This window comes from Maricaulis sp. CAU 1757 (genome assembly GCF_054482675.1).
Genome location: NZ_JBTLRI010000001.1, coordinates 299,622 through 319,046, shown reverse-complemented (window position 1 = coordinate 319,046; position 19,425 = coordinate 299,622). Strand labels below are relative to the sequence as shown.

Genomic DNA, 19,425 nt, shown 5'->3' with positions numbered 1-19,425 from the left:
ATGACAATTCCGCTGTGGTGCCAGCAGGGGTTGTTGCGGGGAGTTCATGCCCGCTCTGGCCGGTAGAGCAGGGGCGGCCGGTGATCTAGAGAGCGCCCATGACCGGTGAATGAGTAATCGAAGCTGTCGGAGACGGGGCGATGAGTGTTTGGGTTCGTGGCGCATTGGCGCTGGGCGTGGCAACGGCCGCATTGGCGACAACCAGCGCGCCGGCGGCGGCCTGGGGCTATGAGGGTCACAAGATCGTCTGTGAACTGGCCTACCGCCACCTCACCGAGACTGCGCGGGCCGAGATCGATCGTCTGGTCGCCGGCGACGACGAGTTCGAGAACTTTGCCGACACCTGTTCCTGGGCCGACGAGGTGCGTCGCACAACGCACCGCCATACCTATCCCTGGCACTTCATCAACCAGGACCGCGACGACCCGGTGATCGACCCGGAAGATTGCGCCGAGGACGGTTGCATTACCGAGGCCATAGACCTGCATGCCGGCATTCTGGGTGACACCTCGCGCTCGGATGCGGACCGTCTGGAGGCGCTCAAATTCCTCGGCCACTGGCTCGGCGATATCCACCAGCCGCTGCACGTCTCGATCCACGGGGATCGCGGCGGCAATGACATCCAGGTGCTGTGGCGCGGCGAGCGCCATACCAGCCTGCACCGGGTCTGGGACAGCGAGATCATGCTCGACTACATGAGCGCCAGCTGGCCGTGGGCCGGGCGCGACGAGCGCGTCGCAATGCTGACCGAGGAGCTGGCCGCCGGCCTCCCGCTCGACGGGGTCACGGTATACGCCACGCTCGATGCAATCGGATGGGCCCAGGAAAGCCATGATATCGTCCGTTCCCGCGACTTTGCCTATTACTGGGCCGACGCCGAGCGGCCGATCGCGCCGGGCGAGCATTACTACGAGACCCATCTCGACACCGTGCATCACCAGCTCCAGCAGGGCGGGGTGCGCCTGGCCGGGCTGATCAACACGCTGATCGAAGGCGACAGGCTGGCGCAATCCGCCGCGACGCCGGCGAGCACCGCCCTCGACTAGCGGCCGGTTTCAGCTTGTCGGGCCGCTTAAGGCTTGGTTAATATTCTCCCGACCCGGGCGTTGTCCGGGTGTGTTCGGGGGGATGGTGTGGTGGTCAGTCTGGTAAGCGAGTGGGCCTGGTGGGGCGGTGCGGGAGCGCTGGCCCTGGTGACCATGCTGACCCTGATCTCCATGACGCTGTGGTATCGCCAGCGCGCCCGCAGCGATGTCCGCCAGGTCAGTGAGCTGCGTCGGCGGCGGCATGCCCGCTATGAGGATGCCCGGCGCGAGTACGAGAAGTACCGGCGCAAGATCGAGACCGGCAATACGGTCCTGATCGACCTCATCCATGATCTCGGCGAGGATCTGGCCGGACGCGACAGCGCGCGCCAGCAGATCGCCTTTGACGAGGCCTTCGAGGCGGTGGCGGCGATCCGCCAGGCCAACCCCCGGACCAATATCAAGATCGTCCTGCACACGCTGGGCGGCTATGCCCGGCCGGCCCACATGATTGCCCAGGCGCTGAAACGCCATGTGGCGCGACGCAAGTCCGGGGGCGGTGCCGGCAAGGAAGGCCAGGTTATCGCCTATGTGCCCTATGTGGCCATGTCGGGCGGGACGATGATCGCGCTGGCGGCCGACAGGGTGGTGATGGACGAGACCGCGTCGCTGGGGCCGATCGACACGATCTATGGCGGTTTCCCCACCGAGACCTATCGCGACCTGCTGGCCAAGAAGGGCGCCGAGGCGACCCAGGACGTGCTGCTGATGCTGGCGCACGAGGCGGAGAAATATGACCGCTATGCCGGCAAGGTGGCGCGCGAGATCGTCAACCCTGCGCACAAGAAAGGCGAGCAGGACCATGCCCTGGCCGACCATCTCGCTTCCGGCACGCGCTCGCATTCCGAGGCGATCAGTCCGGCCGAGGCCAAGGCGCTCGGCATGCGGGTCTCGACCAAGCTGCCGGAGTCGATTGCCGGTCTGGTCGATGCGCGCATCCGCATGATCAATACGCGCGTCGAGTACGAGGCCCGGCGGGAGGCCGACGCGGCGCCCAGCGAAGCCGAGGCCGCGAGCCCGGCCGACCAGGTTATCGAGCAGGCGATCCGGCAATCCTTGCGGGGTGCGGTGGGATTGCGGGCCGGACCGGAGTGATGTGCAGGCCGGGCCTTGAAACCGCGACCCGCATCGCCGATTTGTGGCGGACTGAAACAAGGGCCTGGCCATGACCTCCAAATCCGAACTCTACGAAGATGTCCGCAAGCAGATCGCCGCCGTGATTGCCGGCGAGACCAGCGCCACGGCGCGCTATGCCACGGCGGCCTGCCTGCTGCGCCAGCAGTTCGGGGAGCGCTTCTACTGGACCGGCTTCTACCTGGTCGATGCGGCCAAGGGCGATGAGCTGGTGGTCGGGCCCTACCAGGGCACGCTGGGCTGCCTGCGCATTCCCTTCGGACGCGGCGTGTGCGGCGCCGCGGCGGCGACACGCGAAACCCAGCTGGTCGAGGACGTGCATGCCTTCGAGGGGCATATCGCCTGCGATGCGGCGTCCAATTCGGAAATCGTCGTGCCGGTGTTCGACAAGGCCGGTCAGCTGGCCGCTGTGCTCGACATCGACTCGACCGAAATCGGCGCCTTCGACGCGGCCGACCAGGCCGGGCTGGAAGCGATCTGCGGCGAGCTGCTGACGCTCGACTGAGCGCAGCCTAGCGGGCGACGATCTCGACCCGGCGATTGAGAGCGCGGCCGTCCTCTGCGGCATTGCTGGCTTCCGGCGCGAGCGGCCCGACCCCGCGTGCCTCGAGGCGGTGCGGGGCGATGCCGTAATCTTCGACCAGGGCCGTGCGCACCGCTTCGGCGCGACGGCGTGACAGGCCGAGATTATAAGCCAGGTCGCCGCTCATGTCGGTGTGTCCGACGATGTAGAGGTCGAGCTCCGAACGGGCTTCCAAGAGATCGCGCAGCACGCCCAAGGACGGCGCGGATTCGGCCAGTAGGGTGTCGCTGTCATGGGCGAAAAGCAGACCATCGACGCGGACATGGCCGTGTGCGTCGAGCCCGGCGGCAAGAGCGTCGAGATTGATTTCGACCTGGCCGCGCGGCCTCTCGCCGGTCTCCACGATGTGGATCGAGGTGGCCCGGCGGCCGACCCCGACGGCAACATAGGCGATGCTGCCTTCATGGACGAGACGGCCGGCGACATAGCGTGAATTGGGGCCGTTGATGGCCCGCATGTCATTGGTCTGGTCGTAGACATTGCGCGTGGTCGAGGTCGAGCAGTCGCCATCGCCGGCGCAGGACCAGATTTCCTCCAACCCGGCGGCCTCGAGGGCGTCACGGTAATTGCTGAACACGTCCAGTTCCGAGCGACCTTCCGGATGGCTGTAATAGAGCTTGGTGACCCGGCCTTCGATGGTTTCGGTGATGGCTTCCCTGGCGTCCAGATCGAATCCGACGATGAGCGGGTAGGCATCATGCGGCCATTGCTCGCCATCGCCTGTCGAGCCGGAATAGGGCGTGATCAGCGGGTGGCCCTCGACATCGGTCTGGGCCTGGACGGAGGCGGGAAGCAGCGCCGGCGTGGCGTACAGGGCCAGGGCGGCAAGCAGGGCGAGCGGACGGACGGTCATGTGGGTCTCCCTCATTTGCCCGCACAGCCTACCCGCCCCGGGCTGCGCGGCATAGGGCAGGCCATCTGGACGGCGGCGCACGGTCCTGCTTAGTGAGGGCCATGAGCCGCCAGTCCATCCGTCTTGCCGACCGCGATGTCGCCTACACGCTGAAGCGGTCGGCGCGGCGGCGCACGATCGGGTTCACGATCTCGCATGACGGACTGACCGTGGCAGTGCCGCAGCGGGCCGGCATGGTGCGTGTCGAGGCGGCCTTGCGCGAGAAGGCGGGCTGGATCCTGCCGCGCCTCGACAAGTGGGCCGAGCGGCCGCAGCCGCGCCAGCTGGTGTTCGAGGATGGCGAGGAGCTGCCCTGGCTGGGCGGTGCCCTGCGTCTGCGCCTGGAGCCGGGCGGGGTGCGCACGACGGTGCGGCGCGATGGGAATGGCCTGCTGATCCGCCATGATGGCGAGATGGTCGGCGAGCTGCGCCAGCGGACGCTGACGGCGGCCGTGCAACGCTTCTACAGGCGCGAGGGCGAGGCCCACATGACGCCGCGGACGCTGGACTATGCCGCCCAGCTGGGGCGAACGGTGCGCAAGGTCGTGGTGCGCGACCAGAAGCGGCGCTGGGGCTCATGCGCACCGGACGGCACGATCCGGCTCAACTGGCGCCTCATGGGCTTCCCGCCGGAGCTGATCGACTATGTCTGTGCCCATGAGGCGGCGCACCTGGTCGAGGCCAATCACTCGCCCGCCTACTGGCGTGTGGTGGCGTCGATCATGCCGGACTGGAAACAGCGCCGCGCTCGCATGCGCGACGAGGCCGGCACATGGGCGCTTCCGTAGAGCATTCGCGAAAACGGGGATAACTTTTTCTGTATCCCCGCAAATTCTAAAATTTCTTCTTTTTATTTCAGTTGTTTATGATTTTTCCGACGCGGAAAATCCGCCGGGGTCTGTCCGGGGGGATAATCGGGCAGGGTCTGGAGATGCGGGGCGAGGGAGGGATGACTGCCCTGGCCCGATGCGGGTGCGCTTACGAAACTAACTGTCAGGTCATGCACTTGCCACAGTTCCTTAAGGTGCGGGTAGCGGTTGTGTCATATGGCGGGGGGCAGTTTGACGCGCATCACGGCCGGACAGCGAGGACGGCCATTGCGAGGGGATTCTTTGTGCTTTTGAAATCGCTTATGGCCGGCACCGCGCTGGCCCTTCTGACTGTGCCGGCCGGCCTGGCCCAGACCGTGGCCCTCGATGGCGCGGTGATCCAGTACGCGCCGGACTATTTTGCCACCTACAACCCGGTGACGGCGCGCGACATGGTGCGCCAGGTGCCGGGCTTCTCGATCGACAATGGCGCGCGGGTGCGCGGGCTTGCAGACACCTTTGCCAACGTGCTGATCGACGGCGAAAAGCAGAGCACCAAGTCGGAGAGCATCCATGACATCCTCGGCCGTATCCCGGCCGGGTCCGTGGCGCGCATCGACCTGGTGCGCCAGGCCGTGCCGGGCGTCGACATGCGCGGCCAGACGCGGGTGGTCAACGTGGTGCTGAACGAGACGGCCGACCGGACGACGACGCTGGAAGTGATCTCGGAATATGCGGTGGCCAGCGGGAGCCTGACGCCGGCCGTGGTGGTGTCGTCGAGCTGGGACGTGGGGGATACGCGCATCACGCTGGGCCTGCGACATGGCCAGCACATGGTGCCGATGGAGCGCCGGGAGCAGCTGCTCGACGCCCAGGGCCAACTGATCGAGCGGCGCGACGAGCGCACCTCGCCGCATCACATGATGACCCGGTTCAACGGCACCCTGTCGCAGAGCTTCGAGGATGGCAGCCGCGTCGAGCTGACCGGCTCGGCGGGGCGCAGTGGCGGGCTGATGCGGGATCGCTCGCGGATTTACGCGCCGGACGGTGCGCTGACCGGGGTCGACCTGTTCCTGGCGGATTCGGAGCATTACAACTGGGAGGGCGGCCTGACCTATGAACGGCCGCTGTCGGAACGCCTGTCGGCGCAGATCGTCGGGCTGAGCCGCGGCGGCACCTCGGAGGCGGAACGCCAGTTCGCCCAGACGGCGGCCGGCGGCGATACCCGCACCACCTTCTTCGACCAGTCGGTGGACTCGGCCGAGCACGCGGTGCGCAGCTGGCTGACCTGGGATCGCAGCACGGCGCACAGCTTCGAGCTGGGCGGTGAGGTCGCGTACAATGCGCGTGACAATGCGCTGGCCATCCGGGTGCAGGACGGCGGTAGCTCGCAGCTGACGGATCTGCCGGTCAGCGACACAATGGTGGAGGAGGTGCGCGGCGAGCTGTTTGCCAGCCATGTCTGGGCCGCCCGCGAGAATGTCAGCGTCGAAAGCGGGCTGCGCATCGAGCGCTCGCGCATCGAGCAGTCCGGCGATGCCTCGCGGGAACGCAGTTTCACCTATGCCAAGCCGCGCCTGCAGGTGACCTGGGAGGCCAGCGAGCAGAGCCAGTGGCAGCTGGTCGTCGAGCGCAGCGTCGCCCAGCTCGATTTCGGCGAGTTCGCCAGTGCCGTCGACCCGCGCGACAACCAGGTGCTGATCGGCAATCCGGAGCTGGAACCGCAAAAGGTCTGGCGCGGCCAGCTGCGCTGGGAGCGGCGCTGGGGCGAGGGCGGCAGCTTCGCCGTGACCGGCGTGCACGAGCGTATCACCGATGTGCAGGACCTGCGGCCGATCCGCCTGTCCGACGGCCAGGGCGGGGTGATCACCCGCGACGCGCCGGGCAATATCGGCGATGGCCGTGTGAGCTATCTCAATGTCGAAGCGTCGCTGCCGCTGGACGGCCTCGGGCTGGACAATGCCAAGCTCGACCTGTTCGGCATGCTGCGGCACAGCGAGGTGACCGATCCGACCACCGGGGAGAGCCGGGCGATCGACGACCTCGAACCCTGGCGCCTGGTGGTCGATTTCCGCCATGACATGCCCGAGCGCGACCTGGCGTGGGGACTGGGCCTGTACTGGCAGGGCGAGGAATCAAGCTGGCGCTTCGACCGCGAGATCCACTCGCGGATGGCGGCGCCGCAGATCAATGTCTTCGTCGAGTCCACCGTGCTCGAGGACACCACGCTGCGGGTGTTCTGGGGCGATGTGTTCAAGGCCAGCTATGAGCGTGAACGGGTGTTCTACGACGGCAGCCGCGATGTCGCCGACGTGGTCCGCCGCGAGCACCAGGAAATGCAGCTGGGCGGCTTCGTCGCGGCAAGGTTGGTGCGGACGTTCTAGCGGGGCCGCTGGCGCGGCCATCCTGTCGGGGCCGCTGGCGCGGCCGCCCCTCACCCTGAATCCCTCTCCCCGGTCGGGGTGTTTGGACCGGGGAGAGGGGGAGGGTTGGTTCTTTCAAATTCGATGTACGCCGTCATCCCACGGGGCCGCGTAGCGGCCTCCGGGGGACCTCGGCTATCAAGCTGACGAGAAGAATGAGGTGATCGCGACCGACTTGTTGGCTGAGGTCCCCCGGATCCCGGCTTCGCCGGGACCGTGGGATGACGGTGTTGTGAGGTGGAGAATGCGCGCCCAGGCGCGGAAAGGACCATTGATCTCTTGTCGGCCAGCGGGCCTCAGACAGGGTTTCAGGTCAAGGGCGTGGCAGCGCCGCTTCGCGGTCAGGACCCTTGACCTGAAACCCTGTCTGAGGCGGACTCTCGGCAAGAGATGAATGGGCAGGAGCGGGCGCGATGCGTCCGCATTTTTCTGCAACGCAGGGAGCTCCGGCCCCTCGCGAGCTGGTCCCCGCGACCTCTTCGGCCCCGCCTTCGCCAAGGCTACGGCGGGCCCACTTCCCCGCTAGGCGGGAAAAAAGGGTGCGCCCCCTACTCCCCCGGCTTCAGGTGCGCGTCGAAATAGTCGCGGACCATCGTCCACAGATGGACCTGGCGGTCTTCGCCGCGGATGCCGTGGCGTTGGCCGGGATAGGTCATCATGTCGAAATCCGCGCGGCGGGCCTGGAGCTCGCTGTAGAGGCGGACGGAGTTGGCGAAGATGACGTTGTCGTCGGCCATGCCGTGGATCAGCAGGAGCGGGGTCTCGTAGCCGTCGAGATGGGCGAAGACGGAGCCCTGCTCATAGCCCTCGGGGTTCTGCTCCGGGGTATCCATGTAGCGCTCGGTATAGGCGGTGTCGTAGAGGGCCCAGTCGGTGACCGGGGCGCCGGAGACGCCGGCGGCGTAGGCGCCGGGGGCCTGCAGTGTGGTCATCAGCGTCATGTAGCCGCCATAGGACCAGCCCCACATGCCGACGCGGTCGCCGTCGACGAAGTCCTGGGCCTTCAGCCAGTCCAGGCCGGCCAGCTGGTCGGCGACCTCGACGGTGCCCATGGAGCGGTCGAGATGGGCCTCGAAATCGCGGCCGCGATTGGCGGCGCCGCGATTGTCGACAGTGAAGTAGACATAGCCGGCGCGGGCGAAGATCTGGGCCCGCAGGCTCTGCCAGCCCTGGTGCACCTGCTGGGAGTGCGGGCCGCCATAGACGTACTGGATGGCCGGGTATTGCTGCGCCGGGTCGAAATCGGCGGGGTAGTAGAGGACATAGTCCAGCATGGTGCCGTCGGCGCCGGGGATCTGGCCGTATTGCGGGGCGACATGGGCGCCGGCATAGGGGCCGTAGGGGTGGTCGGCGTCCAGCCGGTTTTCCTCGATCCAGCGGATCAGCTCGCCGTCGGCGCTGTAGAGGCCGGTCTGCGGCGGCGTGGCCGGGTCTGAATAGGCGCCGATGAAGGTGGAGGCGTCGCTGTTGAAGCGGGCGCTCCAGCGGCCGTCGCCCTCGGTGATGCGGGTCGGTGCGGCGGAGCCGTCGAGGGGCACGGAATAGACGTGGCGCTGCAGCGGCGTCTCGGTCCAGCCGGTGAAGAAGACGCGGCCCGCCCCGGCGTCGACATGGTCGATCTCGTTGACGTTCCAGGCGCCGGAGGTGACGTCGCCGATGACGCTGCCGTCGGCGGCGATGTGGCGGATGTGGCGGAAACCGCCTTCCGTGTCCTCGGTGGTGATCAGCACGGAGCCGTCGTCGAGGGCCTCGAAGTCGTCGGCCAGGTTGATCCAGCTGTCGGCGGTCTCGGTGTACCACGGCTCGGCCGTACCGGTGGCCGGGTCGACGGCGAAAATGGTGAGGACGTCCTGGGCGCGATTGAGCATCTGGACGTAGGCGCGGCCGGCATCGGCCGACCAGTTGACGCGGGCCAGGTAGTAGTCGGCCCGGTCGCCGAGATCGACGGCGACGCGCTCGCCGCTGGCGCGGTCGATGATGAACAGCTCGACGGTGGCATTGGGGCGGCCGGCGCGCGGATAGCGCTGGTCGACGACGCGGGCCGAGCCGTCGGCGTCGATCTCGAGGCGCTGGATGTTGTCGACCGGGCTTTCATCGACGCGGGCCACGGCAAGGTACTGCTCGTCCGGCGACCACCAGTAGCCCGTCGAGCGGTCGAGTTCTTCCTGGGCGACGAACTCCGCCATGCCCCAGGACACGAGGCCTCCCGCGCCGTCGGTCAGGGCGGTTTCCGCGCCGGATTCCAGATCGGTGACGACAAGGTTCTGGTCGCGGATGAAGGAGACGAAATTCCCCTGCGGCGAGATGCGCGCATCGGTCTCGTAGGCCTCGGTCTGCATCAGGCGGCGGGCCTCGCCGGTCGCGACATCGACGCGGAAGACGTCGCCGTCGAGCGGCACCAGGATGGCTTCGCCCTGCTCGTCCCAGTCATAGCGCACGATGCCGCTGGAGGAGATGCGGGCGCGTTCGCGCAGCTGGCGCTCGGCCTCGGTCAGCTCGCGCTCGTCCGGCGCCAGCACGGCGCTGTCGACGAGGCGGTAGGGCTCGCCGCCCTCGATATCCATGGCCCACAGGTCGAGCACGTTCTGGTCGTTCTCCTTGGGCTGCAGGAAGGTGACCCGGCTGCCGTCCGGCGAAAAGGTCAGGGCGCGCGGTGCCGGACCGGTCAGGGACGGGCTGGCATACAGGCGCTCGATGGTCAGGGGCTCGGTGCCGAGGTCCGTGTGCGGGGCAGCCTGCAGGCCGGCGAGCAGGAGGCCGGTCGATCCGGCGAGCAGGGCAAGGGTCATGGCGAACTCCAATGGCACAATGTTTCAAGGGTGTGGAAACTGGCGAGCGGGGGCGGCGGCGTCAAGCAAGCGTGAGGGTCGGGATCGCGCTTCACCGCAGCGCACCACCGCATTGCCCCGCAGGCCGCACTCCGCTATGTCAGCGCCAGAATTCCTCCCCTCGCGACGAAGAGTGTCCGCCCCATGTCCGCCTATCAATACGTCTATCACATGGACAAGCTGTCCAAGACCTATCCCGGTGCCGCCAAGCCGGTGTTCGACGGGATTTCCCTGCACTTCCTGCCCGACGCCAAGATCGGTGTCGTCGGCGTCAACGGCGCCGGCAAGTCGACCCTGCTGAAGATCATGGCCGGCATCGACACGGAATTCTCCGGCGAGGCCTGGGCGGAAAAGGGCGTCAAGGTCGGCTATCTGCCGCAGGAGCCGCAGCTGGATGAGTCCAAGACGGTCTGGGAGAACGTCATCGAGGGCTCCGAGCACAAGAAGCTGATGGATGACTACAACGCCATCTCGATGAAGCTGGCCGAGGACTATTCCGACGAGCTGATGAACGAGATGAACGATCTCCAGGAGAAGATCGACGCGGCCAATGCCTGGGACATCGACTCGAAGATCGAGATGGCGATGACGGCGCTGCGCTGCCCGCCGCCGGAATGGCCGGTCACGGATCTCTCGGGTGGTGAGCGCCGCCGCGTGGCGCTGTGCCGCCTGCTGCTGTCCGAGCCGCACATGCTGCTGCTCGACGAACCGACCAACCACCTCGACGCCGAGTCGGTGGCCTGGCTGCAGCACTATCTGGAAGAGTTCGCCGGGGCCGTGCTGATCGTCACCCACGACCGCTACTTCCTCGACAACATCACCACCTGGACGCTCGAGCTCGATCGCGGCAAGGGCGTGCCCTATGAGGGCGGCTATACCGCCTGGCTGGAGCAGAAGGAAAAGCGCCTGGCCCAGGAAGGCCGCGAGAAGAGCGCCAAGGAACGCGCCCTGGCCCGCGAACTGGACTGGATCCGGGCCTCCCCGAAGGCGCGCCAGGCCAAGTCGAAGGCGCGTATCAAGTCCTACGAGGAACTGCGCGAGGCGGCGGAGACCCGCGAGATCTCGACGGCCCAGATCAACATCCCGCCCGGCCCGCGTCTCGGCGGCGTCGTGGTCGAGGTGGAAGGCCTGAAGAAGGGCTTCGAGGACAAGCTGCTGATCGACGGGCTGGACTTCAAGCTGCCGCCGGGCGGCGTGGTTGGCGTGATCGGTCCGAACGGCGCCGGCAAGTCGACCCTGTTCAAGATGATCACCGGCCAGGAGACCCCGGACGAGGGCTCGATCCGTCTCGGCGAGACGGTCAAGCTGTCCTATGTCGACCAGTCGCGCGACCAGCTCGACCCGAACAAGAATGTCTGGGAAGAAATCTCCGGCGGTCATGACATGATCGACCTGGGCGGCCGCGAAGTGCCGAGCCGGGCCTATGTCGGTGCCTTCAACTTCAAGGGCGGCGACCAGCAGAAGAAGGTCGGCCTGCTGTCCGGCGGTGAACGCAACCGGGTGCACCTGGCCAAGGTGCTCAAGGAAGGCGGCAACCTGCTCCTGCTCGACGAACCGACCAACGACCTCGACGTGGAAACCCTGTCGGCGCTGGAATCCGCGCTCGAGCGCTATCCCGGCTGTGCCGTGGTGATCTCGCACGACCGCTTCTTCCTCGACCGTATCGCCACGCACATTCTGGCCTTCGAGGGCGACAGCCACGTGGAATGGTTCGAGGGCTCGTTCTCGGACTACCTGGAAGACAAGAAGCGCCGGCTCGGCCCCGATGCCGACCTGCCCAAGCGCATCAAGTTCCAGAAGTTCGCACGCTAGGCCGACGAACGGACCTGACGCTGAAGAAGGGCCGCTCCGGAAACGGGGTGGCCCTTTCCTTTGGCGGACGCAGCCCCATTTCCGGTCTGACGCGTTACCTTCCCGGACGCTCCGGTTGACAAGGTCGGGTGGAGTCGCGTGTGTTGCCGGTCCTATCGACCGATCAGTGGACGCCCGTCGCGCGGCGGCGCGGCAGGCCTCTGCCGGCAGGGTTGGACCTTTTTGCGAGGGTTTCCGGTGGTTCCTGATCACCGGATGAATGGGCGAGGACAGCTTGCCCAGAAGGAGTGTGGTCCGTGGTCCGCGAGGAACAGCGCGAACTGAGAAACTGGCGGCGGCGCCAGGCACTCGGTGTGGTCAGCCTGTTCGGGCTTGCCGTGCCGGCGACCGCCATCCTGGCCGGGCTGGCCATTACCCAACCCGACACCTTCCTGACCAGTCCCGCAGTGCTGCTGCTGCCGGTGGCCCTGTTGTGGGTGTGGCTGCTGCACCGGTCGCCGCGGCGCTGGTGGCAGGCGCACCAGGACAAGAAGTCGGGCAAGGTGGAGGAATGGCGCGGCCCGATCGACCTGGTCGAGCGCTGGGGTATCGGACTCTTTCCCGTGCGGCGCTGTTATCTGAGGCTCGACGGAGAGCTGTTCCCGATCTCGCGCTTCTGGGTCGACCAGGTGGTGCCGGGTCTGGACTACACGGTGCGTTTCGCGCCGGAAAGTCACGCCGTGCTGTCGCTGCAGCGACACGGCCGAAGTGGCGGGCCGATCGCCGTGAGCCGGTCCAGTCACGACCTGACGCGGCGGGAAAAGGAATTGCTGCGCTACATCGCCGAAGGCCTGACCGACAAGGAAATCGCCCGCGTTCTCAGGCTCTCGCCCTCGACCGTGCGGACCTATAATTCCGAGCTCTACAGCAAGCTGGGCATCGAGCGGCGCACCCAGGCCGTGCCGATCGCCCACGAACTTGGTCTGCGCGGCTCCGACAATGCGCCATTGAATGCCAACCTGACGCCGGATGAGACGCCGGCTGAAAAGACCGACTGACACCTGTCAGTCGACACATTGCCGACATCTGTCGATGGGCAGGCCGGCTCTGTCTTGCCAGCGTGCTCCCGAATTCGCTTCGGGAGACCTGCATGACGTCGCTTTCCAACATTCGCACCAAAACCGACCGCTTCGGGTCGCCCTGGCGGTTCTGGCATGGCCTGCTCATCCTGGCGCTGGCCATGGCGGCCTACACGGCGCTGAGCATCGGACATTTCCAGCTGGTCGAGCGCACGGTCGGGGTTGAGGCCTATCTGGGCAGCGGCGATCGCCTGCCGGCCTCTGTGTTGCTGGCCGGTCAGCTGAACAAGGCGGTGGCGCTGGTCGGCGTGCTGGTCGTGGCGGGACTGGTGCTGCCACGCTTGCCGCTGAGCGCGGTCGGACTGAAAGCGGCGGCCTGGCGCTGGATCGGGCTGGCGGTCGTGATGGCGCTGGCGGCGTTCGTGCTGCGGCTCGGCCTGGCCAAGGAGATGGTGGCCTGGGTGCCGGGCTGGCTGCCCCTGGTGCAGCCGCCCTTCGCCCTGGACGGGGCAAGCGGGGTGGTGATGGCGACGGGCTTCCTGGTGATGACGGTGGTGATTACGCCCTTGGCCGAGGAAGTGTTCTATCGCGGCTTCCTGTTTCGCTGGATGAGCGCCTATCGCGGGGTCCGGCTGGCGGCGCTGATCAGCTCGATGATGTTTGCGGTCATGCATGTGGTGCCGCCGCAGGTGATCAGCGCCTTCGGCCTGGCGCTGGTGCTGTGCTGGCTGTACTGGCGCACCGGCTCGATCTGGCCGGCGATCGTGGCGCACATGGTCAACAATGCGCTCGGGATCGGGCTCGGCGCGGCGGCGCTGGCCGGCCGGCTGCCGGCCTGGCTGACGCCCTAGAAGCGTTTGGCGGAGAACGGCTCCGGGTCGACGGGTGTCGCGCGGCCATCGACCAGGGCGGTGAGCAGATCGGCCGAACCCATGGCCTGGGTCCAGCCGAGATGGCCGTGGCCGGTGGTCAGCCAGAGCCCGGGGGCGCGGCTCTCGCCTATGAACGGGCGACCGTCGGCGCTCATCGGCCGGAAACCGGCCCAGGCCTGGCGCGGCCCTTCCAGCAATTGCGGAGCCAGGCCGGGGTAGAGCGCCGTCAGGAGGCGTTCCAGATTGGCGATGCGTTCCGGACGCAGATCGCGCTCCGTGCCGGTGAACTCCGCCGTGCCGGCGACGCGCAGGCGCTCGCCGAGCGGGGTGACGATGGTGTGAAGGCTGGCGTCAACGACGGGCAGGGAGGGGCGGTGCTCCAGCGGGCCCATGTCGAGGGTCAGCGAATAGCCCTTCACCGGGCGCACCGGCAGGTGCAGGCCATGCGGGCGCAACAGGCTGGCGCTCTCGTGCCCGGTGGCCAGAACCACGGCCTCGACCTCGATGGTTTCCGTCTCGGTGGCGATGCCGACGATGCGGCCGCCACGGTCGAGCAAATGGCTGACCCGGCTGTCCCATTCGAACTCGACGCCGTCGGCTTCGGCGGCCGCCGCGAGACCGAGCGTGAACTGGCGCGCATCACCGCTCTCGTCATCGGGATAGTGGATGGAGCCGGCGATGCGTTCGGCGACGCCGGCGAGCAGCGGTTCGCGGGCCAGGGTGGCCTCGCGGTCGAGCACGTCGAGACGCAGGCCGAGATCGGCCAGGCGTTCGCCATTGCGCGCTTCGGCTTCCAGCTGGTCGCTGCCGGAGCAGACTTTCAGCGTGCCCTGGGCCAGCGCGTCATAGCGCAGGTCGAGGGCCTCGCGCACGGCAATGGTGCGGGCGAGGGAATGGCGTGACAGGGCGAAATTGGCCCGCGCGGCGGCCTCGAACTGGCGGGGAGATGCGTTGAGCAGGAAGCGCAGCCCCCAACCGGCCAGGCCGGGCGCGGCCCGCAGACGCAGCTTGAGCGCCGCCTGCGGGTCGGTCAGCGAGGCCAAGAGGCGCGTGTGCACGCCGGGCGCGTTCCACGGTTCCGGTTCCGACGGGGTCAGGGCACCGGCATTGGCGAAGCTGGTTTCCTCGGCCGGGCCGGAATGCGCGTCGAGCACGATGACGCTGTGGCCGGCCTGGCGCAGTGTCCAGGCAGCGGTCACACCGGCCAGGCCGGCGCCGATCACCAGAATCTCCTTGCCCGCCAAGTCTGTCTCCGATTTCGTCAGCTACACGGTTTGGTTTGAACTTCGCGGGGATGCGGATAAAAGCAAGCCGTATTGTGCATTTGCTGACACGGATTTCATGGACACATTGGTCACACAGCTGAAAGCGCTCGCCGAGCCGACGCGCCTGCGCATGGTGGCCCTGTTGTCGCGCGGCGAACTGACCGTGTCGGAACTGGTCCAGGTGCTGGGCCAGAGCCAGCCGCGGGTCAGCCGGCACCTCAAATTGCTGACCGATGCCGGGCTGGCCGAGCGGCTGCCGGAAGGTGCCTATGTGTTCTACCGGCTGACCGATGCGGGCGGCGGCCGGCGACTGGCGCAGATGGCCAATGATCTGGTGCCCGAGGACGACCCGGTGCTGACCCGCGATGTGTCACGGCTGGATGCCATCAAGCAGTCGAGGGCGAGGGCGGCACAGAGCTATTTCGAACAGGTCGCCGGCGACTGGGACCGCATCCGCTCCCTGCACCTGGCCGATCACAAGGTCGAGGCGGCCATGCGTGAGCTGGCCGGCGCCGGGCCGTTCGGGCTGATGATCGATGTCGGGGTCGGCACGGGGCGGGTGCTGGAATTGTTCTCCGACCGCGTCGAGCGCGGCATCGGTGTCGATATCAACCACTCCATGCTCAATGTGGCGCGGCTCAACCTGCAGCGCGCCAATCTGCGCCACTGCTCGGTGCGCCATGCCGATGTCGGGGCGCTGCCCTTCGAGTCCGATGTGGCCGACCTGGTGACCGTGCACCAGGTGTTGCACTACCTGGAAGAGCCCGGCCTGGCGGTCGACGAGTGCGCGCGGGTGCTGCGGCCGGGCGGCAATCTGCTCATCGTCGACTTCGCCCCGCACCAGCTGGAGACCCTGCGCGAGGAGCACTTCCACCGGCGGCTCGGCTTCGAGGACGGCGAGATGATCGGCTGGATCGAGGAAGCGGGCCTGGAGAAGGTCGACCAGGTGGCGCTTTATCCGGATGATCCCCAGGGCCAGCTGACGATGAAGATCTGGGTTGCCCGCAAGCCGGTATCCGCCCACTGAGCGGCGTGGCCGCGTGGTTTCGCCGCCGGCAAATCTGTGTCAGAACCAAGGGGATGGCGGCCGGACAAGCGGCCGCGGCACGGCGATGTGCCGGGAGGCGGAATGAGCAGCAGCAAGGGGTCGGCCCCGGCGATCATCGTCGGATGGCGGGAATGGGTGTCGCTGCCGGGCCTGGCCGATGTGCCGATCAAGGCCAAGATCGATACCGGCGCACGCACCTCGGCGATCCATGCCTGGAAAATCAAGCCGTTCAGCCGCGATGGCGAGAACTGGGTCAGTTTCGAGCTGCACCCCAACCAGGACGACAACAAGACGCGTATTCCCTGCGAGGCGCGCGTGCTGGAAAGCCGCAAGATCAAGAGTTCGACCGGGCACGAGCAGGAACGCTTCGTGATCCGCACGGACCTTTCCCTGGGCGGTCGCAAATGGCCGATCGAATTGACATTGACCCGGCGCGATGAAATGGGATTCCGGATGTTGATCGGGCGCACCGCCCTGTCACCCTCGGTTCTCGTCCATCCGTCGAAATCCTTCCTCTGGCCCGTCAAGGAACGGGCGCGCTGAGGGCCGTACCGGCCCGGCAATTTGTCTCTGGAGACCCGTCATGCGCATGTTGATGCTTGCCCGTAACGCCAAGCTGTATTCGCACCAGCGCCTGGTCGAGGCGGCCGAGGCGGCCGGGCACGAACTCGAGATCCTCGACACGCTGAAGATCTACATGAATATCGCGTCGCACCGGCCCGAGCTGCGCTATCAGGGCAAGGTCATTGAGAATGTCGACGCGATCATCCCGCGTATCGGGGCGTCGATCACCCATTACGGCATGGCCGTGGTGCGCCAGTTCGAGATGACCGGCGTGTGGTCGATGAATGAATCGGTGGCCATCGGGCGGTCACGCGACAAGCTGCGCTCGCTGCAATTGCTGTCGCGGGCCGGGATCGGCCTGCCGGTCACGGCCTTCGCCCATGACACATCCTCGGTGGACGACGTGCTCGACAGCGTCGGTGGCGCGCCGGTGGTGATCAAGCTGCTGGAAGGCACGCAGGGCGTCGGCGTGGTGCTGGCCGAGACGCGGCGCTCGGCCAAGTCGGTGATCGAGGCTTTCCGTGGCGCCAAGGTGGACATCCTGGTGCAGGAATTCATCAAGGAGGCCGGCGGTGCCGACATCCGCACCATCGTGGTCGGCGGCAAGGTCGTGGCGGCGATGAAGCGGCAGGGCGCCGAGGGCGATTTCCGCTCCAATTTGCACCGCGGCGGCGAGGCCTCGAAGATCAAGCTGACGCCGGAAGAGCGCTCGACCGCGGTGCGCGCGGCCAAGGTGATGGGGCTCAACGTGGCCGGCGTCGACATGCTGCGCGCCAATCACGGACCGGTCATCATGGAGGTGAACTCCTCGCCGGGCCTTGAGGGTATCGAGAACTCCACCGGTATAGACGTGGCCGCCAAGATCATCGATTTCATCGAGAAGAGCGCGGTGCCCGGTGCCACCAAGACGCGCGGCAAGGGCTGATGCGGGCGCCGTTCGAAATGGCCGGGGCGTCGATCGCGCCCGGCACGACCGGCGTCATCGACCTGCCGGTCTCCGTGCTGTCCGACCACACGCCGATGGCGCTCAATGTGCATGTCATCCACGGCAAGCGCGAGGGGCCGACCGTGTTCGTCTCGGCGGCGGTACATGGCGACGAGATCATCGGGGTCGAGATCATCCGGCGGCTGATCCGCACACCCCAGCTCAAATCGATCGCCGGCACGCTGATCTGCGTGCCCGTGGTCAACACGTTCGGCTTCATCTCGCACTCGCGTTATCTGCCGGACCGGCGCGACCTCAACCGCTCCTTCCCGGGCGGGCCGTCGGGCTCGCTCGCGGCGCGGCTGGCGCATCTGTTCATGACCGAGGTGGTGGGACGCTGCGATGCCGGAGTCGACCTGCACTCCGCCGCGGTCAATCGCACCAATCTGCCGCAGATCCGGGTCGACACGGCGGTGCCCGAGGCGCTGCGCCTGGCGGAGGTGTTTTCCGCCCCGGTGATCGTCCACTCGGCGCTGCGCGAGGGCTCGCTGCGCGAGGCCGCCCAGGCGCTCGGAAAGCCTGTGATCGTTTACGAGAGCGGCGAAGCGCTGCGCTTTGACGAGACGGCGCTGCGGATGGGCGTGAAGGGCGTGCTGCGCGTACTCGGCGAGCTCGGCATGATTCGCTCCGACAAGCGGTTGAAGCCGGCCCTGACGCCGGAGGTCAGCGACAAGTCGGTGTGGGTGCGCGCGGCCATGGGCGGGGTGCTGCGCATGCACCGCTCGATCGGCCAGCACGTGGCCAAGGGCGAGGTTATCGGCACGCTGTCCGACCCGCTCGGCGAAAAGGAACGCGAGGTCAAGGCCCCGGCGGCCGGGTTGATCGTCGGCCGCACCGTGCTGCCGATCGTCAATGAGGGCGACGCGATCTTCCACATTGCCGAGATCATGAAACGCCGCAACGAGGAGCCGCTGGCCCACATCACCGAGGCGCTGGGGCGAGATCCGCTGTTCGACGAAGACGAGATCATTTGAGGATGGCGGGCGGCCAATTAACCACCGGTTGCAATATTGTCCGAATCTGCAGACGGTCATTCCTTCGTAGAATGAGGGTGAGATGCGGGCCTTTTTGTCCTACGCTCATGAGGATGAGCGATACAAAGCACAGATACTAAAGCACCTCGCTCTGATGAAGCGAGAAGGGTTGATTGACGTTTGGCACGACCGAGAAATTCGTGTCGGGCAAGACATTGGGAATACCATCGACGCAAATTTAGAGTCAGCTGACCTGTTCATTGCGCTGATCTCATCGGATTTTCTTAGCTCGGAGTATTGTTTCTCTGTCGAGATGCGACGTGGACTAGAACGCGCCGGCCAGGGAGACTGCATTTTTGCGACTGTTATAGTAAGAAGTTGCGACTGGCAAAGCGCCGAGTTCGCTAAGTTGCTGGTGTTACCGACTGATGGAAAGCCCATATCGAGGTGGGCTGATATCGATGAGGCCTACACAAACGTCGCGCTCGAGTTACGGAAAGCTATCTCTGAATGGGTGAAGCGAAAAGGACGCACGGATAAACTAAAGGAATTGTCGCCTCAGGATAGGTCGCCGAAGGGCGTATTGGTTGATAGGCCCAAATCTGCTAATCTTACGATAAAGAAGAATTTTTCAGACCTCGAAAAAGACATTTTTCTTAAAAATGGATTTGAGTACATCGCTAAATATTTGGAGGCGAGTGCAGAAGAGCTATCAACGCGAAACTCTCCTATAGATTATTCGACTGAGCAAAATGGCGAGCGGGTTTTGTTAAAAGTGTACCGTGATGGGTCAATAGTTTCTCAGATTCAGGCCCGTTTGGGTAACCATATCGGTGGTCGGGGAATTTCCATCTCTTACGGTGTAAATGCGTCGAGGCCAGGAGCGATTAATGAAATGCTCGGGTTGGCTGATGACGGAGTGGAGCTGTATCTGACGCCTATCCTCGGATTTCATACTGGGGCGGAAAATGGAAAGAAGTTAAGTTTCGAAGGGGCGTCTGAATACATCTGGTCGTTTGTAATAGAGCCGCTGCAGGGAGATTGATATGCCTACGTCTGTTTTGTACGTTTGCCTCAGATGTCAAGAGGAATG

General features: G+C 66.1%; 16 protein-coding genes. 13 read left to right on the top strand and 3 right to left on the bottom strand.

Annotation, left to right across the window (positions count from 1 at the left end):
• Positions 1-140 precede the first annotated feature (140 nt).
• The 3 genes from ACXYMR_RS01515 (at position 141) to ACXYMR_RS01505 (ending at position 2,724) form a co-directional block, all read left to right on the top strand.
• Complete coding sequence (locus ACXYMR_RS01515; protein WP_458940980.1) at positions 141-1,046, top strand: S1/P1 nuclease; 906 nt, start codon at positions 141-143, stop codon at positions 1,044-1,046.
• 90 nt (positions 1,047-1,136) lie between these two features.
• Positions 1,137-2,180, top strand: coding sequence for an SDH family Clp fold serine proteinase (locus tag ACXYMR_RS01510; RefSeq protein ID WP_458940979.1), 1,044 nt, complete (start codon positions 1,137-1,139; stop codon positions 2,178-2,180).
• Between the two features lie 70 nt (positions 2,181-2,250).
• Positions 2,251-2,724, top strand: a complete 474-nt coding sequence (locus ACXYMR_RS01505) for a GAF domain-containing protein (protein ID WP_458940978.1) — start codon at positions 2,251-2,253, stop codon at positions 2,722-2,724.
• 7 nt (positions 2,725-2,731) lie between these two features.
• On the opposite strand, the gene ACXYMR_RS01500 is transcribed toward ACXYMR_RS01505, so the two are convergent.
• Entirely contained in the window at positions 2,732-3,655 is a 924-nt protein-coding gene (locus tag ACXYMR_RS01500; RefSeq protein ID WP_458940977.1) for an OmpA family protein, read from the bottom strand.
• Between the two features lie 101 nt (positions 3,656-3,756).
• Here ACXYMR_RS01500 and ACXYMR_RS01495 point away from each other — a divergent pair, with 101 nt between their 5' ends.
• Together ACXYMR_RS01495 and ACXYMR_RS01490 are read left to right on the top strand one after the other, a co-directional pair.
• Positions 3,757-4,482: a M48 family metallopeptidase gene (locus ACXYMR_RS01495; protein WP_458940976.1), complete on the top strand. Its 726-nt coding sequence runs from the start codon at positions 3,757-3,759 to the stop codon at positions 4,480-4,482.
• A gap of 326 nt (positions 4,483-4,808) precedes the next feature.
• Entirely contained in the window at positions 4,809-6,887 is a 2,079-nt protein-coding gene (locus tag ACXYMR_RS01490) for a TonB-dependent receptor plug domain-containing protein (RefSeq protein ID WP_458940975.1), read from the top strand.
• A gap of 587 nt (positions 6,888-7,474) precedes the next feature.
• On the opposite strand, the gene ACXYMR_RS01485 is transcribed toward ACXYMR_RS01490, so the two are convergent.
• The gene (locus ACXYMR_RS01485) at positions 7,475-9,715 is read right to left on the bottom strand and encodes a S9 family peptidase (RefSeq protein WP_458940974.1); all 2,241 of its coding nucleotides are present in this window, start codon (positions 9,713-9,715) and stop codon (positions 7,475-7,477) included.
• 183 nt (positions 9,716-9,898) lie between these two features.
• On the opposite strand from ACXYMR_RS01485, the gene ettA reads away from it, so the two are divergent.
• From ettA to ACXYMR_RS01470, 3 genes are all read left to right on the top strand, one after another.
• Positions 9,899-11,566: an energy-dependent translational throttle protein EttA gene (gene ettA, locus ACXYMR_RS01480; RefSeq protein WP_458940973.1), complete on the top strand. Its 1,668-nt coding sequence runs from the start codon at positions 9,899-9,901 to the stop codon at positions 11,564-11,566.
• Positions 11,567-11,862: 296 nt separating this feature from the next.
• The gene (locus ACXYMR_RS01475; RefSeq protein ID WP_458940972.1) at positions 11,863-12,603 is read left to right on the top strand and encodes a helix-turn-helix transcriptional regulator; all 741 of its coding nucleotides are present in this window, start codon (positions 11,863-11,865) and stop codon (positions 12,601-12,603) included.
• Between the two features lie 92 nt (positions 12,604-12,695).
• Positions 12,696-13,475, top strand: coding sequence for a CPBP family intramembrane glutamic endopeptidase (locus ACXYMR_RS01470; protein ID WP_458940971.1), 780 nt, complete (start codon positions 12,696-12,698; stop codon positions 13,473-13,475).
• On the opposite strand, the gene ACXYMR_RS01465 is transcribed toward ACXYMR_RS01470, so the two are convergent.
• A complete protein-coding gene (locus ACXYMR_RS01465) occupies positions 13,472-14,740 on the bottom strand; it encodes an FAD-dependent oxidoreductase (RefSeq protein ID WP_458940970.1) in 1,269 nt (422 codons plus the stop codon). The genes ACXYMR_RS01470 and ACXYMR_RS01465 overlap by 4 nt on opposite strands.
• A gap of 97 nt (positions 14,741-14,837) precedes the next feature.
• Here ACXYMR_RS01465 and ACXYMR_RS01460 point away from each other — a divergent pair, with 97 nt between their 5' ends.
• The 5 genes from ACXYMR_RS01460 to ACXYMR_RS01440 all read left to right on the top strand — a co-directional run bounded on the left by ACXYMR_RS01460 (position 14,838) and on the right by ACXYMR_RS01440 (position 19,377).
• Complete coding sequence (locus ACXYMR_RS01460; RefSeq protein ID WP_458940969.1) at positions 14,838-15,788, top strand: ArsR/SmtB family transcription factor; 951 nt, start codon at positions 14,838-14,840, stop codon at positions 15,786-15,788.
• Positions 15,789-15,890: 102 nt separating this feature from the next.
• Positions 15,891-16,352: an ATP-dependent zinc protease family protein gene (locus tag ACXYMR_RS01455; protein WP_458940968.1), complete on the top strand. Its 462-nt coding sequence runs from the start codon at positions 15,891-15,893 to the stop codon at positions 16,350-16,352.
• A gap of 40 nt (positions 16,353-16,392) precedes the next feature.
• Entirely contained in the window at positions 16,393-17,298 is a 906-nt protein-coding gene (rimK, locus tag ACXYMR_RS01450) for a 30S ribosomal protein S6--L-glutamate ligase (RefSeq protein ID WP_458940967.1), read from the top strand.
• Entirely contained in the window at positions 17,298-18,332 is a 1,035-nt protein-coding gene (locus ACXYMR_RS01445; RefSeq protein WP_458940966.1) for a succinylglutamate desuccinylase/aspartoacylase family protein, read from the top strand. The genes rimK and ACXYMR_RS01445 overlap by 1 nt, the downstream gene beginning before the upstream one ends.
• Positions 18,333-18,414: 82 nt before the next feature.
• Complete coding sequence (locus ACXYMR_RS01440) at positions 18,415-19,377, top strand: toll/interleukin-1 receptor domain-containing protein (protein ID WP_458940965.1); 963 nt, start codon at positions 18,415-18,417, stop codon at positions 19,375-19,377.
• Positions 19,378-19,425: the final 48 nt, after the last annotated feature.

Bases quoted from the DNA above. Each gene is read 5' to 3' on its own strand.
- ACXYMR_RS01515 (WP_458940980.1), top strand. From the start codon at position 141: ATGAGTGTTTGGGTTCGTGGCGCATTGGCGCTGGGCGTGGCAACGGCC.
- ACXYMR_RS01505 (WP_458940978.1), top strand. From the start codon at position 2,251: ATGACCTCCAAATCCGAACTCTACGAAGATGTCCGCAAGCAGATCGCC.
- ACXYMR_RS01500 (WP_458940977.1), bottom strand. From the start codon at position 3,655: ATGACCGTCCGTCCGCTCGCCCTGCTTGCCGCCCTGGCCCTGTACGCC.
- ACXYMR_RS01495 (WP_458940976.1), top strand. From the start codon at position 3,757: ATGAGCCGCCAGTCCATCCGTCTTGCCGACCGCGATGTCGCCTACACG.
- ACXYMR_RS01485 (WP_458940974.1), bottom strand. From the start codon at position 9,715: ATGACCCTTGCCCTGCTCGCCGGATCGACCGGCCTCCTGCTCGCCGGC.
- ettA (WP_458940973.1), top strand. From the start codon at position 9,899: ATGTCCGCCTATCAATACGTCTATCACATGGACAAGCTGTCCAAGACC.
- ACXYMR_RS01470 (WP_458940971.1), top strand. From the start codon at position 12,696: ATGACGTCGCTTTCCAACATTCGCACCAAAACCGACCGCTTCGGGTCG.
- ACXYMR_RS01460 (WP_458940969.1), top strand. From the start codon at position 14,838: ATGGACACATTGGTCACACAGCTGAAAGCGCTCGCCGAGCCGACGCGC.
- ACXYMR_RS01455 (WP_458940968.1), top strand. From the start codon at position 15,891: ATGAGCAGCAGCAAGGGGTCGGCCCCGGCGATCATCGTCGGATGGCGG.
- rimK (WP_458940967.1), top strand. From the start codon at position 16,393: ATGCGCATGTTGATGCTTGCCCGTAACGCCAAGCTGTATTCGCACCAG.
- ACXYMR_RS01445 (WP_458940966.1), top strand. From the start codon at position 17,298: ATGCGGGCGCCGTTCGAAATGGCCGGGGCGTCGATCGCGCCCGGCACG.
- ACXYMR_RS01440 (WP_458940965.1), top strand. From the start codon at position 18,415: ATGCGGGCCTTTTTGTCCTACGCTCATGAGGATGAGCGATACAAAGCA.